The sequence below is a fragment of the Bradyrhizobium sp. AUGA SZCCT0160 genome (genome assembly GCF_018130105.1).
Lineage (GTDB): Bacteria > Pseudomonadota > Alphaproteobacteria > Rhizobiales > Xanthobacteraceae > Bradyrhizobium.
In genome coordinates this window covers 34119-47900 of the sequence record NZ_JAFCMD010000039.1, presented here as the reverse complement: position 1 = coordinate 47900, position 13782 = coordinate 34119, and the positions used below count along the sequence as shown (strand labels likewise).

At 62.9% G+C, this 13782-nt stretch carries 13 protein-coding genes and 1 pseudogene; 5 read left to right on the top strand and 9 right to left on the bottom strand.

Annotation, left to right across the window (positions count from 1 at the left end; translation table 11 throughout):
* Positions 1–179: pseudogene (locus tag JQ558_RS37735) on the bottom strand (flagellar protein); the annotation flags it as partial.
* A 313-nt stretch (positions 180–492) separates the two neighbouring features.
* Between JQ558_RS37735 and flbT the strand changes: the two are divergent.
* Positions 493–915 (top strand): flagellar biosynthesis repressor FlbT, encoded by a 423-nt coding sequence (gene flbT / locus JQ558_RS35725; RefSeq protein WP_212214230.1) that lies wholly within the window; start codon positions 493–495, stop codon positions 913–915.
* 72 nt (positions 916–987) lie between these two features.
* On the opposite strand, the gene JQ558_RS35720 is transcribed toward flbT, so the two are convergent.
* The 5 genes from JQ558_RS35720 to JQ558_RS35700 form a co-directional block, all read right to left on the bottom strand.
* The gene (locus JQ558_RS35720) at positions 988–2865 is read right to left on the bottom strand and encodes a flagellar protein (RefSeq protein ID WP_212296616.1); all 1878 of its coding nucleotides are present in this window, start codon (positions 2863–2865) and stop codon (positions 988–990) included.
* Positions 2866–2872: 7 nt separating this feature from the next.
* Positions 2873–4756 (bottom strand): flagellar hook-associated protein FlgK, encoded by a 1884-nt coding sequence (gene flgK / locus JQ558_RS35715; protein ID WP_212296615.1) that lies wholly within the window; start codon positions 4754–4756, stop codon positions 2873–2875.
* 46 nt (positions 4757–4802) lie between these two features.
* Positions 4803–6611 carry a flagellar hook-basal body complex protein gene (locus JQ558_RS35710; RefSeq protein WP_212296614.1) on the bottom strand — a complete coding sequence of 603 codons (1809 nt, stop codon included), beginning with the start codon at positions 6609–6611 and terminating at the stop codon, positions 4803–4805.
* 249 nt (positions 6612–6860) lie between these two features.
* Positions 6861–7361, bottom strand: a complete 501-nt coding sequence (gene msrB, locus JQ558_RS35705) for a peptide-methionine (R)-S-oxide reductase MsrB (protein WP_212214240.1) — start codon at positions 7359–7361, stop codon at positions 6861–6863.
* A 64-nt stretch (positions 7362–7425) separates the two neighbouring features.
* The gene (locus JQ558_RS35700; protein WP_212296613.1) at positions 7426–8922 is read right to left on the bottom strand and encodes an FAD-binding oxidoreductase; all 1497 of its coding nucleotides are present in this window, start codon (positions 8920–8922) and stop codon (positions 7426–7428) included.
* A 95-nt stretch (positions 8923–9017) separates the two neighbouring features.
* On the opposite strand from JQ558_RS35700, the gene JQ558_RS35695 reads away from it, so the two are divergent.
* Both JQ558_RS35695 and JQ558_RS35690 read left to right on the top strand, forming a co-directional pair.
* Positions 9018–9569: a histidine phosphatase family protein gene (locus JQ558_RS35695; protein ID WP_212214251.1), complete on the top strand. Its 552-nt coding sequence runs from the start codon at positions 9018–9020 to the stop codon at positions 9567–9569.
* A gap of 95 nt (positions 9570–9664) precedes the next feature.
* Complete coding sequence (locus JQ558_RS35690; RefSeq protein WP_192737723.1) at positions 9665–10090, top strand: universal stress protein; 426 nt, start codon at positions 9665–9667, stop codon at positions 10088–10090.
* A gap of 76 nt (positions 10091–10166) precedes the next feature.
* Here JQ558_RS35690 and JQ558_RS35685 read toward each other — a convergent pair whose 3' ends face one another.
* Positions 10167–10403, bottom strand: coding sequence for a DUF1127 domain-containing protein (locus JQ558_RS35685; RefSeq protein ID WP_212214254.1), 237 nt, complete (start codon positions 10401–10403; stop codon positions 10167–10169).
* Positions 10404–10585: 182 nt separating this feature from the next.
* On the opposite strand from JQ558_RS35685, the gene JQ558_RS35680 reads away from it, so the two are divergent.
* Positions 10586–11929, top strand: a complete 1344-nt coding sequence (locus JQ558_RS35680; protein WP_212214257.1) for a PLP-dependent aminotransferase family protein — start codon at positions 10586–10588, stop codon at positions 11927–11929.
* A gap of 16 nt (positions 11930–11945) precedes the next feature.
* Here the strand turns inward: JQ558_RS35680 and JQ558_RS35675 are convergent, their stop codons facing one another.
* Positions 11946–12533 (bottom strand): YdcF family protein, encoded by a 588-nt coding sequence (locus JQ558_RS35675; protein ID WP_212296612.1) that lies wholly within the window; start codon positions 12531–12533, stop codon positions 11946–11948.
* A gap of 105 nt (positions 12534–12638) precedes the next feature.
* Positions 12639–13247, bottom strand: coding sequence for a hypothetical protein (locus tag JQ558_RS35670; RefSeq protein WP_212296611.1), 609 nt, complete (start codon positions 13245–13247; stop codon positions 12639–12641).
* Between the two features lie 69 nt (positions 13248–13316).
* Between JQ558_RS35670 and JQ558_RS35665 the strand changes: the two genes are divergently transcribed.
* Positions 13317–13751, top strand: coding sequence for a hypothetical protein (locus JQ558_RS35665; RefSeq protein ID WP_212214264.1), 435 nt, complete (start codon positions 13317–13319; stop codon positions 13749–13751).
* The last annotated feature ends 31 nt before the right edge of the window (positions 13752–13782 follow it).

Genomic DNA, 13782 nt, shown 5'->3' with positions numbered 1-13782 from the left:
ATGTCGCCGGCGCGGCTATCGAGCGAGGCGGCGGTGAAATAGTTGGTCGGATTGTCGAGCGCCGTGTTGACCTTCTTACCGGTCGAGAGGCGGGACTGCGTGGTTGCGAGAAGATCAGCAGTCGACTGCAGCGAGAGAAGGTTCTGGCGAACCGAGGCCGAAAGAACAATACCGGACATGTTTCATACCTTTCTGGTGTGAAATTAAAACGAGCCACTATCCCGACCTCTCGATCGGGCGACGGCTCACTCTGAAACCAAGTCTCTAAGAAAAAATGAATCCGATCGAACAAGCGGCACATATGGAGGGTGAATTTCGAATTAATGGCCGTCCAGGGCTTCGTTCCCGTGTTCCTACGGGTCGCGCTCCGCCGCGCCGCGTAACGTAGGCACCAACAGCCCATTTACGATTGGTTAACCATCCTCAGAAAGGATGCCGAATCTGCCGGCGGGCACCCAGAACTCGCGCAACAAGCGTCAATGGAGAACAGGCATGGCCTTGAAAGTCGAGCTGAAGCCGCACGAACGAATCATCATCGGCGCTTGCGTGGTCACCAATACCGACCAGCGCGCAAGGCTCTTGATCGACGGCGACAGGATTCCGATCCTGCGCGAAAAAGATATCCTGACCCCCGAGAGTGCCGACACCCCGGCGAAGCTGATCTACCTCGCGGTGCAGCTGATGTACCTGTCGCCGGACCCGATGGCCCACCACCCGACTTATTTCAGCCTGGTACGCGATATCCTGACCGCGATGCCGAGCGCATGGCCCTTCATCGAAGGGATCAACAACTACATCCTGAACGGCGACCTCTATCACGCGCTAAAGGAGGCGAAGAAACTGATCGCCCATGAGGAGCAGATTCTCGAAAGCGCGCGAAAGCTGCAGAACGAGCCCGACCTCAAGTCCGCCTGAACAATCGCAATGGCGTCAGACGAAAAAGGCCTCCGCAAGGAGGCCTTTTTGCTTGGGTTGCAAGCCTTCCGATCAGATCGGCAGGAACTTGGTCAGCGTGGTCTGGTAGAGCATCGAGGTGGTTTGATACGACGCCTGCAGGTTGGTTTGCAGCGCCAGAATCTTGGTCGCAACCTCGTCCGCATTGATCCCCTCGATCGAGTCGAGCATCGTCTGCGCCATTCCCTTGAGTTGAGTTTGACGATCGGTCGCGCCCTTGATCGCGGTCTGTGCGCCGGCGATTTCCGCCTGCATATCCTGGATCGACTGCTGCCCATTCTGCGGCGCCAGGTTTGCCGAGATGCGCTGTTGCAGCGCGTTGATCTGTGCTTTCGAATTCGGGTTGTTGGCGTTGGTCGTGACCGCGGCATACACCGCAATATTCTGCAGCTGATAGCGCAGCGCCTCCTCGTTGGCGCGTGCGCCGTATTGCACCGTGACGGCCTGGTCGACGCGCGCGATCGCGGTGCCGCGCGCGGAATCGGCGCCGACTTCACCGGTGTACCACGACACCGTGTTGGCCGGAGTGCCACCGATCAGGTTCGTAGCGGTGGCGAACGGCGGACCGTTGACGCGCAACGGCGCAGGCGTAGCCGTTGCCGGAGCATTGAAGCCAAGCGCCGCAAATGCCGCCGTGTTCGAGCTGCTGATCGAGAGATTCTCGTTGTCGGCTCCATGCAACGCAATCGCTCCGCCGTTGACGGTCGAAGGCGTCGTGGCACCGGAAATCGAATCGACCTTCGCCAGCAGCGCCTGAACGCTGTCGGTGACGTTGAGCTGGTTGCCGGTCGCGCCGGAGGCAACGAACGTGATCGGCGTCCCGTTGACGGTGATGGTGTCGCCCGCCGCGAAGCTCGCGGCCAGCGAATCCGTTCCCGCCGCGCCGTACAATAACGTGGCGCCGGTGATCGGCGCCGGGACCGCCGCCTGGTTGTTGACGGCGCTTCCCGTGATCGTGGCCGACGGATTAAAGAAATTATCCGATGCGGCGATCGCCGATGCCGCAACCAGCGCCGTATCGCCGAGCGTCTGGATCGACGATGTCAGCGCAGCCTGCAGGTTCGCGGTCGTCGCGACGGTGTCGACGCCGATCAGGAACGAACCAGCCGGCGCCGGGCTCGTCGTGGTCGCGGTCAGCGAGATCGTCTCGCTGGTGCCGTCTGGCAGATTGAAGTTGAACGAAATCTTGTCGCCGTTATTCGGATTGACGGCGCCGAGATCGATCGTTGCAGACGGCGGCGCGCCGGCCGGCTGCGTCACGGTCGCACCGGTGAGCGACGAGGTGATGGCGCCGAGCTTCAACCCGAACGACGAACCGTCCTCGCCAAGGCTGGTGACGGTCGTGGTCGCCGGCGGCGACGAGACGGTGAGATGCGCCATGTTGCCGACGCCCTGATCCGCCTGCCGGCGTTCGCTAATCAATTGCGTCAACCCGGCCTGCGTTCCCGTGCCGGCGAGCATCACCTCGGCCGGCACCGTCGCAGCCTTGTCAGTGGTGCGCCCCGAAAACAGATAGCGGTCGCCCGACTGACTGTTGAGCAGCGAGACCGCGTTGGAGAACGCCGCCTGCGCCGTGATCTGCCCGGAGGTCTGGCCGTTATTGTTGAGCACGATGGTGGACGAGCTCGCCGCGCTTTTGACCGACGTGCCGATGTTGGTCATGCCCTGCAGCGCCAGGTTGAGAACGCCGATTCTCGTATTGACGTTGGTCGCGGTGTTCGCGAACGCATTGATGCTGCTGACCTGCGCGCGCAGGCTGAGCGCAAATCCGCGATCGGCGCCCTGCCCGGCATAGGTCGTCGAGACCTTGCCGCTCGCAAGCTGCTGCGTCAGCTCATTGAGCTGATTGCGGAGCCCGATGATCGAGGTCCCGATATAGGATGTCCTGCCACTAACGCCATCGATAGACATCAAATCCTCACATGGACTGGATCAGCGTGTCGTACATCTGCTTGATCGAAGACATCACGCGTGCGTTGGCCGAATAGGCATTCTGCAGCGCCAGCAGATGCGCCATTTCGTCGTCGATATTGACGCCCGAAGTCGCGCTCACCTTGTTCTGCAGGGTGTTCAGCACGACGTTCTGGCCGTCCGCCAGTTGCTTGGCGGCGTTTGCCGCCTCGCCCTGCTGGCTGATGAACTGCCTGGCGAAGTTGGTGAGCGTGCCGGTGAACGGCGCCCCCGTGGTGCCGATGCCGGTCGCCGGCGAGTAGCGATAGGACCCCGACGACAATTGCGTAAGAATGAAGTCTGAACGCGCGGTATCACCGGCGGCAGTCAGCGGATTGGTGGAATAGACGATGGTGCGCGAGGGATCGCCGAGCAACGCGGTATTGACGCTGATGCGGGCGGCCAATCCGATCTGCTGCGAGCCGTTGGCGGTGATCGCGCCGCCGTAAGGCGCGCCATTGTCGGTGAACAACGGCAGCTGTACGTTACCGCTGGTGAGCGACGTCATGGTCGTGGTGACCGACGCAGCGGTAACGTCCGAACGGTTCGGCGCGCCGTCGTCCAGCACCCGCAACACCGACCCCGATGGATTTGAGAACTGAAGGTCGGCGGTCGATCCAAGCGCGGCGTTGAGCTGGGAAATGACCGAGCCCATGCCGGCGGAGAAATCGACGCCAAGAACCTCATCGTTCGGATCGAGCGTTGCAGCGTTGGTCAGCGGCAACACGCCCGGATCATCGACGCGCATGATCGAAAGATTGTGCGTGACGCCGGTGATGTTGTTCTTGTAGGTGACGTGAATGACGTTGCCGGACTGCAGCCCGGCCAGGTCGAGATCGAAGCCGGCCTGCGGCGCGACCGATCCGGGAGCGGCGGTGCCGGCCGTGGTCTTGTCCGACAGCGCGCTCGACATCGACGCCGCGAACTGATCGATCTGCGCCTGTGCCTGCACCAGCGTCTTGTCGCGCAGTTCGAGATAGGCCGCGATCTTGCCGGAGCGGATCGAATTGGTCGACACCATGTCGTAACTGCCGCCATGCGGAAAGTTGATGGTGATGGTGCCGACGTTGTTCTTCGTTGGATCGGTACTGTACAGCGTGTTGGGCGTCATCGTGCCCTGCGGATTGAAGCTCAGCTGCGACGCCTCGGTGCCGACCAGCTGCACGCCGGAATTGGTGAATATCGTCACCTGATTGAGATTGTTGGTGACCGTCCTGATATCGATCAGCTGCGACAGCTGATCGATATACTGATCGCGCTGATCGAGCAGCGAGGCCGTCGAAGCGTCGGTCTGGCCGTTATTCTGCAGCTGGACGTTGATCGCCGCGATCCGGGCCATGGCGTTGTTCGCGGTGATCACGGAGTCGTTGATCCCGTTCTCGGCGTTGGCACGGAGGTTCTGAATGCCTTGCGTCGTCGAATTGAGCTGCTGCGCCATCGCCTGCGCCGCGGCGACCGCGCCGATACGCGCCGACTGCGAGTCCGGGCTGGTCGACAGGTTCTGCATCGCCGTCAACAGGGTGTTGAACGCGTTCTCGATGGTGCCGCTTTCGTCCGGATTGCCATAGACGTTCTGCAGATTGGCGAGATAGGTCGAGCGGATAGTGGAGTAAGACGCGCCGGAGTTCTCGGTACGCAATTGGGTCTGCAGATACTGATCGAGCTGCCGGTTGACGCCGTTGATGAGGACGCTCGATCCGAACTCCCCGGTCGTCCCCGCGACCTGGTTGAGCGTCTTCTTGACGTAACCCGGCGTCTCCGCGTTGGCGACATTCGACGAGACCAGCGCGAGCGAGGCCTGCGTCGCGCGCAGGCCGGACATCGCGGTAGAGAGAGCTTGACTCAAACCCATGACTAAATGCCCATCTCAAATCGTATCAAGGACGACCGCGTCGGAATTATCGCAGCACGTTCAGCAGATCCTGCACCATCGTGTTGGAAGTGGTGATGACTTTGGTGTTGGCCGAATAGGCCTGCTGGGTCACGATCAGCTTGGTGAACTCGTCGGCGATGTCGGTGTTGGATCCTTCCAGCGACGAACCGACGATGGTTCCGGCCTTGCCGTACAATGCGCCACCGGATTCGTCAGTCACCTCGAAGGCGCCGCCGTTGACGCGTTTGAGGAAGTTGGTGCCGTTGAAGGTCGCGACCGAGATTTCGGCGAGATCGAGGTTTCGACCGTTGGAATAGTTGCCGACGATGCGGCCGTTGGTGCTGACACCGACCGACTGCAACTGGCCGGCCGGAAAACCGTCCTGCTGGATCTGGTTGACCTGAACGTTGCCGTTGGCATCGGCGAACTGGGTCACGCCGCCGGTGCCGAAGTTGATAACGGGGCTGCCCAGCGAAACACCGTTCACAACGGCGTTCGTGAGCGTGATGGAAGGAATCGCGGGCGACATCTGGCCGGAGGCGGAGAAAGTGAAATTGGTGTTGACGTTCTGCCAGGCGACCTGCGTGCCAGTCGCATTGGCGTTGACCTGATAGAACATGTTCCAGGTATCGGTGTGGCCCGCACCGAGCGAGGAACTGTCGGTCTTGGCCCAGCGGAACTGCAGGTTCACCGGCGCGCCTGACACGTCGTAGGTGGTCACCGCACCACCGGCGACGCTTTGATCAAGGAATGTCGAGTTGTCGTTGCCAACCACCTGTCCGGTGCCGATCGTACCGCCACCGCCGCGGGTCGCGGACGCGGTGCCGCCGGTGAAGCCGAGGGCTGCGAATGCCGTGGAGTTCGAACTGGTGACCGTGAGGTCGGACGTCGTTCCGGTGTGTAACCTGATGGAGCCGGCCGTGATGGTGGACGGGACCGCGGTTCCCGTGATCGAGTCGATCTTGGCGAGCAAGTCATCGATGTCGTCGGTAACGTTGAGCTGATTGCCGACGGCACCGGCCGCCACGAAGGTGACCACGGTGCCGTTGATCGTGATGGTGTCGCCCGCGGCAAAGTTGGCGGAGATCGAGTTGGTGCCCGCCGCGCCCGAAAGCTGTGTCGCGCCGGTATTGAAAACCGATGGCGTCGCTTTGTTGCTCTGCACGGTGCCGTTGGTATAGGAGTCGGTATACGGCGCCGGAGGCGTCCCTACCACCAGCGGATTGTGTCCTGCGCTGAACGATCCCGGCGCGATCAGTTCCGATCCCTGCACCGACGTATCGTGTCGCGTCGTGAACGGATAAGAGGCAAGGTTGGCGCGGTAGTCGATCTTGGTGGTTTCCTGCGCCGGCAGGAAGTCGTTCTGGAATTTGAGAACCTGCGGCGAACTGCCCGACGGGTTGCCGGTGGTCGGGTCGATCGGAACGCCCTGGAGATAATAGCCGGCGCCGTTGACGAGATAGCCGCTCTTGTCGATCTGGAAGTCGCCGCGCCTGGTGTAACGGTCGACACCGTCGAACACCGGCGTGCCGTCGGTGAAGGTGCCGGGCTTTTGCACGGCGAAGAAGCCGGCGCCGTTGATGGCCATGAAGGTCGCGACCGATGCGGTCTGCACGTCGCCCTGCACCGAGTTGGTGCTGCGCGATTGCGTGGTGACGCCGCCCGCCAATTGCTGGGTCGATGCGGTCTGCGGAATCAGATCGAGGAAACTGGTGTCGACGCGCTTGAAGGCCGTGGTCTGCGAGTTCGCAATATTACCCGAGACGTTTTCCAGTGCGTACGACTGCGAGCGGAGGCCGCCGACGGCTGTCGTAAGAGCGCCGAAGATACCCATGACATATTCTCCAAATTCGATCCGGGCGGCTCGCCGGTCTCACGTCATTGCAGGCCGCGTCGGGAGAAGATGTCGCAAGCGTCGTGCCAAATACAAAAATCCATATATACCAATGGCTTAAACAAAAAACCCCGGTCCGAAGACCGGGGCACAATTGCCGGGCGGGCAACATTTGCCGGGCGCCAAAGCGTTTTCAAGCGAAGTGGACACCCGGTTCGCGTCAAGAAAACGCGTCAAACAAAGAAGGCCTCACGAAGGCGACGGCGACGCCGGGTGAAACACCATCCCAAATCCGTCGATGCAATAGCGCAACCCCGTCGGTTTCGGTCCATCGTTGAAGACGTGACCGAGATGGCCGCCGCAGCGCCGGCAATGCACCTCGGTGCGCAGCATGCCGTAGGTGCGGTCCTCGGTCTTGCCGAGCGCGTTGTCGAGCGGCTGGTAGAAACTCGGCCAGCCGGTGCCGCTCTCGAATTTGGTTTCGGAAGAGAACAACGGCAGGTCGCAACCGGCGCAGGCAAAGATGCCCTTGCGGTGCTCTTTCAGAAGCGGGCTCGAGCCCGGACGCTCGGTGCCGTGCTTGCGCAGGATTTCGTATTGCTGCGGCGTCAGCTGCGCGCGCCACTCGGCGTCGGTCTTTTCGATCTCGAATTTCCCGGCGGCCTGCGCCGGCGATGTGCGCAGCCAGCGGAAGGTTGCAAGGCCGAACAGGCCGGCCACAGATGCGAGCAGGATACGGCGGTCCATCATCGGGGTCTCCGTGCGAGGCGGAACAAGGTGGTTCGCCATCAAATACGACGCGCACGTGCGGAAGTTACACGGATCCGTCCCGAATTCGCTCACTTTCCTGCGAGGCCACGACCGGCGGTATTGCCGCGTCCGGGGCTTCCGACGGCGGCTGCGGGCGGACCAGCCGCGACGGACCCGGCGGCGGCGGACGGCGACGGAGCGGCGGCCTGGTTCCGGCCTGCCGGCTGGCCTCGGCCACCCGCGCCTCGCGAATCCGCTCCTTGGCGCGCATGCCTTCCCGATACCGGGCCAGCGCGCCCGCAGCCGCTGAACTTCCCCGCCCCCACATGCCGATCAGGTGACCGGCGACCCGCCCGGTCGAGCCGCCTGCCCAGACCAGTTCGAACGGCGAAAACAGCCGCCAGCGCTCGTCGCCCCACAGAATGCTGCGTGCCACCAATTGCCCCGCCATCGCCGCGGTGTTCATCCCCTGGCGGCCGAAGCCGGAGGCGACCCACAATCCTTTCCGCAACTGGCCGATCTGCGGCATGCCGTGAACGGTCACACCGACGGCGCCGCCGAAGACATCGGATATTCCGACCTTGCCGAGCTTTGGAAAAATCGTGGAGATTCGCTGCTGGATGGTTGCGCAGAAGCGCCGCGGCCGCGCGTCCCAGGTCGTCTCCGGACTGGCCCACATCAGGCGGTCGCCCTCCACGATCCGGAAATGATCGATGCCGTCGCTGTCGCAAACAGATCCCTGAAAGGTGATGGCGTCAGCGAGGCGCGCGCCGAGCGGTTCGGTCACGGCGGCATAGCGCCAGACCGGCAGCAGCGTTTCCGACAGCCGCCGCAGCGGCGCTCCGAGATGGATGTTGCCGGCCAGCACGATGTGTGAAGCGCGAAGCCGCGCCGACGGCGTCACAATGCGCTTGCGAATGCCCGATGGATCGATGCTGACCACCGGCGTGTCCTCGAAGATGCGCGCCCCTGCCCGCCTTGCGAGCGCCGCCAGGCCATGGACATATTTGCGGCCGTCGACCTGAAACGCCTTGGGGTAATAGATGCCGTGGAAATAGTGCCCGGTCCTGAGCTGATCGCGCACCCGGTCGACCTGCCAGCCCTCGACTTCGGTCTCGAAATCCTCGTTCAGCGTCTGCAGCCGGCTGATCAGCGTTTCGCCGGCATCGACATTGGAGACCTCCAGCGCCCCCTCGGTCAGTGCAATGCCCGGCATCGCTTCTTCGGTCGCCACGGCGCGAATGTAATCAGCGCCCTCCTTCGACAGCGCCCAGAGCTCGCGGGCATCCTCAAGGCCGACGCGCTCGATCAACTCGCCGATCGGAAGGCTATAGCCCGGCATGACGGTGCCGAGCTGGTTGCCGGACGCGTTCCATCCGACGTGCCGGCCCTCAAGCACGGCAACGCTGGCGCCAAGACGCGCGGCCTCCAGCGCCACCGTCAGGCCAGCAAGCCCTGCTCCGACCACGCAGATATCGACATCGAGGTCGAACGACAGGCGCGAGCGAAACGGCGCGTCGTCGTCCGGACCGTGGGTCGCACTTGTGAAAGTCTCTGCCATGGCGTTTTCTTACGGACCGCTGCGGCGCTTGTCACCTTGTCCTGGGCATGAGCCTGTAGATTAATTCAGGCCGAAACGAATCGAGATTGCTGCCCATGCGCCGTTTGATGCTGCTGCGTCACGCCAAGACCGAACATGACGCGCCCTCGGGGCACGACCAGGACCGCCGTCTCGACGACCGCGGCCGGCTGGATGCCGCCGCCGTCGGTGGCTGGATCGGCCGGCACCTGCCCGTTCCCGACATGGTTCTGGTCTCGACCGCGGTGCGGACGCTGCAGACCTGGGAGATCGTCCGGCAGGCGATGCAGGATGCGGCCAAGGATTTCGCCCCGCCGCAGGTCGAGTTCCTGGCCGAACTCTACGGCGCCGACCCAACGCATCTCCTGAAGATCATCCGCATGGCCGAAGCCACCGATCCGAAGCGGTTGATGGTGATCGGCCACAATCCCGGCATGCATGAACTGGCGCTGGCGCTGTCCGGCAGCGGCGATGCGGCCGCGAAGAAAGCACTCAATGACAATCTGCCGACCAGCGGCCTTGCGATCCTCGACTTTGCGATCAAGGACTGGAACGAGGTGGCGTTTCGCCGTGGCACGCTCGTGCGCTTCACCAGCCCGAAATTGCTGAAGCAGACGTCGGACGACTAGCCCGGATATAAATCGCGAAAACAACCCCATGCAAAGTAGGCCGGGCGGACATCCGGTCGCCCTCATGCTAGGCTCGTTTCCGACAGGAGGCGCGGATGTTCAAATCCATTCTGGTGCCGCTCGATCTCGCCGATACTGATTTGGCGAAGCCTGCGATCGCGACCGCGGCGACGCTGTCGCAGACCTGGAACGGCACGGTGCGGCTGCTCAACGTCATGCCGATGACGCCGGTGATGCTGGCGGAATATGTGCCGGCCGATTTCGACGCCCAGCAGCGCCAGACCTCGGAAGAAGCGCTCGCGATCGTGGCGCAGGAATCCGGCATCGAGGCGTCGCGCATTTCCGCCGTGGTGCGGCAAGGCGGGATCTATCACGAGATCCTGGAGGAGGCCGCGGCAATCAAGGCCGATTTGATCGTGATGACGTCGCACCGGCCGGCGATGCGGACCTATTTTCTCGGCTCCAATGCCGGCCACGTGGTGCGCTACGCCAAATGCTCGGTGCTGGTGGTCCGTCACTGACGGAGCGCGATACAAGGACGGTACGGCCCGGTCGACCGACCGGGCTGTATGTGTGTCGTGCAGGTCGAAGCGGCGCTTACCGAAGCCGCCCGAGTTCCGGATCGACCTGACCCCAAACCGCCTGCTCGATGTGGCTGCGGGTTATTCCGATATCGCGGAGCTCACGATCGTCCAGCTGCCGTAGCGCTTTGACCGCCGCCCGGCGATCCAGATACGCGACGATGGCATGCGCCCAAATCCCGAGCCGGCGAAAAAATCCGCCCGAGCTGAGGGAAATTGCAGGCTGGGCTGCGGCTTGGGACATCGTGGTCATTGGTCTTCTCCAGTTGGCTTTCACGCGGCAAGGCGATGCCGCCGACGCAATCGCTGGGAATCAGCGGCGGCGCCTTTAGGTCTGATTGTTTGCACTCTCCTCAGTGCAATCTCAGGCTTGATAGGTTCAAAATGATCCGGTACATTTCTCGGTGCAAGTAAAACATTGCTCTCGGTGCAATTATGTCAAAGTTCGAATATCTCAGGCTTGCCGATGCCGTTGCCTCCGAGATCGCCAATGGCGGGCTCAAACCGGGCGATCGCCTGCCGCCGCAGCGCAGTTTTGCCTATGAGCGCAAGATCGCGGTCTCCACCGCGAGCCGCGTCTACACGGAATTGTTACGGCGAGGCCTGGTGGTCGGCGAAGTCGGACGCGGCACGTTCATTTCCGGACAGGCGCCCCGCACGCTCACCACGCTAACCGAACCGCGCGGCGCCCGCATCGATCTGGAAGTCAATTATCCGCTGCTGCCGACGCAATCGGCCCTGATTGCGAAAAGCCTCGAAGGACTGGAGCGGCCGGAAGCCCTCGAAATCGCGTTGCGGCAAGGCACCAGCGCCGGCACGCAAGCGGCAAGAAATATCGCGGCGGATTTCCTCTCGCAAAACGGCTGGTCGGCGCGCGCGGAGCAGATCGTCTTCACCGCCAACGGCCGGCAATGCATCGCCGCCGCATTGGCCGCGATCGTACCGGCCGGCGGCCGTTGCGGCGTGGAGGCCCTGACCTATCCTTTCATCAAGGGCATCGCCGCCCGGATCGGCGTGACACTGGTGCCGCTGACGATGGACGAACACGGCGTGCGTCCCGACGCCGTGCAAAAGGCCCACCGTGAAGCGCATCTGACAGCGCTGTACATCCAGCCGACGGTCCAGAATCCATTGGGCATGACCATGCCGGCCTCGCGCCGCACCGAGTTGCTGCGCGTCGTCGAGAAGCTCGATCTCACCATCATCGAAGACGCGGTCTATGGATTCCTCGACGACGAGGCTCCGCTGGCGGCACTGGCGCCCGATCGCTGCGTCGTGCTCGACAGTCTTTCCAAGAAGGTCGCACCGGGTCTGGCGCTCGGCTTCATCGTTCCGCCGCCACGTTTGCGCGAGAGCATCATGGCATCGGTTCGTTCCGGCGGATGGACAGCGTCGGGATACGCCTTCGCGGCCGCACAACGCATGATGGCCGACGGCACCGCGTCCGAACTCGTCAGACTAAAGCGCATCGATGCGCAGCGGCGCCAGCACATTGCCGCCGAACGGCTGGCCGGCTTCGAGTTGCAGGCCAACCCGAAATCCTACCATCTGTGGCTGACGCTGCCGCACCACTGGCGGTCGCAGACTTTCGTCGCCGCCGCTGCCCGCCGGGACATCGCCTTGACGCCCTCGTCGACCTTTGCGGTGAGCCCCGGACATGCGCCGAACGCAATAAGGCTGGCGCTGGCGGCGCCCCCCGTCGACCAGCTTGATGCGGCGCTGCGGACGCTGGCGGGAATGCTGCGCGCGAGCGAAGAAGATTTCGAATCGACCGAATAGACCGGTCGCCCTCATTTCACGGCCACTCGGCGATGAAGCCTTTCGCCTTGTACGGCTCGATCTTGTCCCATTCGAAGAGCATGCGCCGCCTGAATTCGGGATCGGTGTGCCAGAGCGACCGCGGTGTCGCAAAACTGTCGACCGTGACCAGCATTTTCTCCACTTCCGGCCAGTGCCGGTGCAGCGTCATCGGATAGCGGCGCGCGGTCCAGGTATTGCCGAGGCAAATCACGCTGCGGATGTTAATCAGTCCAAGCGCGGCGTCGATGACCGGGAGCGAGAAGATCACGTTCTCGCCGGTGTTCATCGCGCGATCTTCCCGCAGGACCCGTCCGGGCGGGATGCCGCGCGCAATCATCGCATCGGCAATGATTTCGCATTCCGAGCGCTCCGATCCCGGCGTGATCCCGCCGCTGACGATCGACCAGCGAAAATAACCGTCCCGCCACAGCCTGAAGGCTTCATCGACGCGCTCTTCGACATCGACGCGGGTGCCGAACACGAACAGCAGATCGGCCGGCTTCAACGGCGTGCTGATCAAATGCTGCGCATCGATGGCGGCAATCTCGGCCTCGGTCGGCAATCGCGTGCTTCGATCCGTCACTTCATGCTCGCAGCAATGCTCATCCAACCGCGGGGAACGCATTGCCACGATGCCGCATGCGGCGCGCTTGGCGAAGTCACATTTGATTGCGCTTGATTGCGCAAGCTACGGCAGCAACGCCTGCGGCAAATGATCGAAGTCGTAAGCGCGCGGCCGGTTGCGTTTGATGAAGCCGCCGATCTGCCAGCTGAACAGCGCGACGAAGCCAACCAGAAACAACGCGCCGTACCATTCACCGGTCGCGAACGCGCGCACCAGAAGTCCGGCCATCGCGATGCCGAGCAACGTCACCATCGCAAGGGCCGCGGCGTAGGTGATCCGTCCGATACCGGCGATCAACGCGGCCTTGCTGCCCGCCTTCGCCATGCGCCGATGCAACTCGGTGATGAAGGCACGATAGTCGCGATCCTGCGGCACCATCAGCGAGACGGTTTGCCAGGTGGTCGAGAGAATGGTGATGCGTCCACCATCCCTGCCCTGGAGGTCGGCGCGGAAACGGCGGGACTGCATCGACGACGGCTTGTAACTGAGGCGGATCGACGCGATGTCGGCATAGTCCCAGACACCGGACTTGCCCGAAATATGCCAGGACAAGCCGGCATCGGTCAGCTTGAATTCATGCGCCGATCCGATCAGCGACGCCTTGTAGACGTAGCGGGTCTCGGGCGCGCTATTCCCCGATGTCTCCGTCCTGTTGGGTAACGAGGTTGGCAATTGAAAAATCCCGGTAGCGGCCGAGCGCGCAGCTTGCGCGGCCAGCCGGCTTTACCTTACAAGCAGGCCATGGCCGAGACGACCTATTTTCCGCGACGCCTGATTCTGGCCGGCGCGATGATATCCGGGGTGCTGCTGGCGCTTGCCGTTCACATGCTGGGCGCGCGCTACGGCCTCGACCTCGGCGGCCTGTGGCGATCCGATACCCGTGAATTCATGCCCGCGGGCGCGGCCATTGCGTGGTGGCTGATTGCGAGCGTCGGGTTTTGCAGCGGCTATTTCACCGCCAATCTGATGCACAGTGCGGTGTCCGGCCAAATCCCGCAGCGGATGCGCCAGTTCCTGATCGCGGTCGGCGTGCTGATCCTGGCTGGCGCCGGCCAGGCAGCCTCCGCACCGAGCCCGATCCCGACGATTTCGGGTGTGCTTTCGGGACTTGCGGCGTTATGCCTCGGCGCCGCGATGGCGTTCTGCGGCGCGCATTTCGCGCTGCGTAAGGCGTAACTTCAAACTCGATTCCTCTTTTGACGCGTTT

Bases quoted from the DNA above. Each gene is read 5' to 3' on its own strand.
- flbT (WP_212214230.1), top strand. From the start codon at position 493: ATGGCCTTGAAAGTCGAGCTGAAGCCGCACGAACGAATCATCATCGGC.
- JQ558_RS35720 (WP_212296616.1), bottom strand. From the start codon at position 2,865: ATGTCTATCGATGGCGTTAGTGGCAGGACATCCTATATCGGGACCTCG.
- flgK (WP_212296615.1), bottom strand. From the start codon at position 4,756: ATGGGTTTGAGTCAAGCTCTCTCTACCGCGATGTCCGGCCTGCGCGCG.
- JQ558_RS35710 (WP_212296614.1), bottom strand. From the start codon at position 6,611: ATGGGTATCTTCGGCGCTCTTACGACAGCCGTCGGCGGCCTCCGCTCG.
- msrB (WP_212214240.1), bottom strand. From the start codon at position 7,361: ATGATGGACCGCCGTATCCTGCTCGCATCTGTGGCCGGCCTGTTCGGC.
- JQ558_RS35700 (WP_212296613.1), bottom strand. From the start codon at position 8,922: ATGGCAGAGACTTTCACAAGTGCGACCCACGGTCCGGACGACGACGCG.
- JQ558_RS35695 (WP_212214251.1), top strand. From the start codon at position 9,018: ATGCGCCGTTTGATGCTGCTGCGTCACGCCAAGACCGAACATGACGCG.
- JQ558_RS35690 (WP_192737723.1), top strand. From the start codon at position 9,665: ATGTTCAAATCCATTCTGGTGCCGCTCGATCTCGCCGATACTGATTTG.
- JQ558_RS35685 (WP_212214254.1), bottom strand. From the start codon at position 10,403: ATGACCACGATGTCCCAAGCCGCAGCCCAGCCTGCAATTTCCCTCAGC.
- JQ558_RS35680 (WP_212214257.1), top strand. From the start codon at position 10,586: ATGTCAAAGTTCGAATATCTCAGGCTTGCCGATGCCGTTGCCTCCGAG.
- JQ558_RS35665 (WP_212214264.1), top strand. From the start codon at position 13,317: ATGGCCGAGACGACCTATTTTCCGCGACGCCTGATTCTGGCCGGCGCG.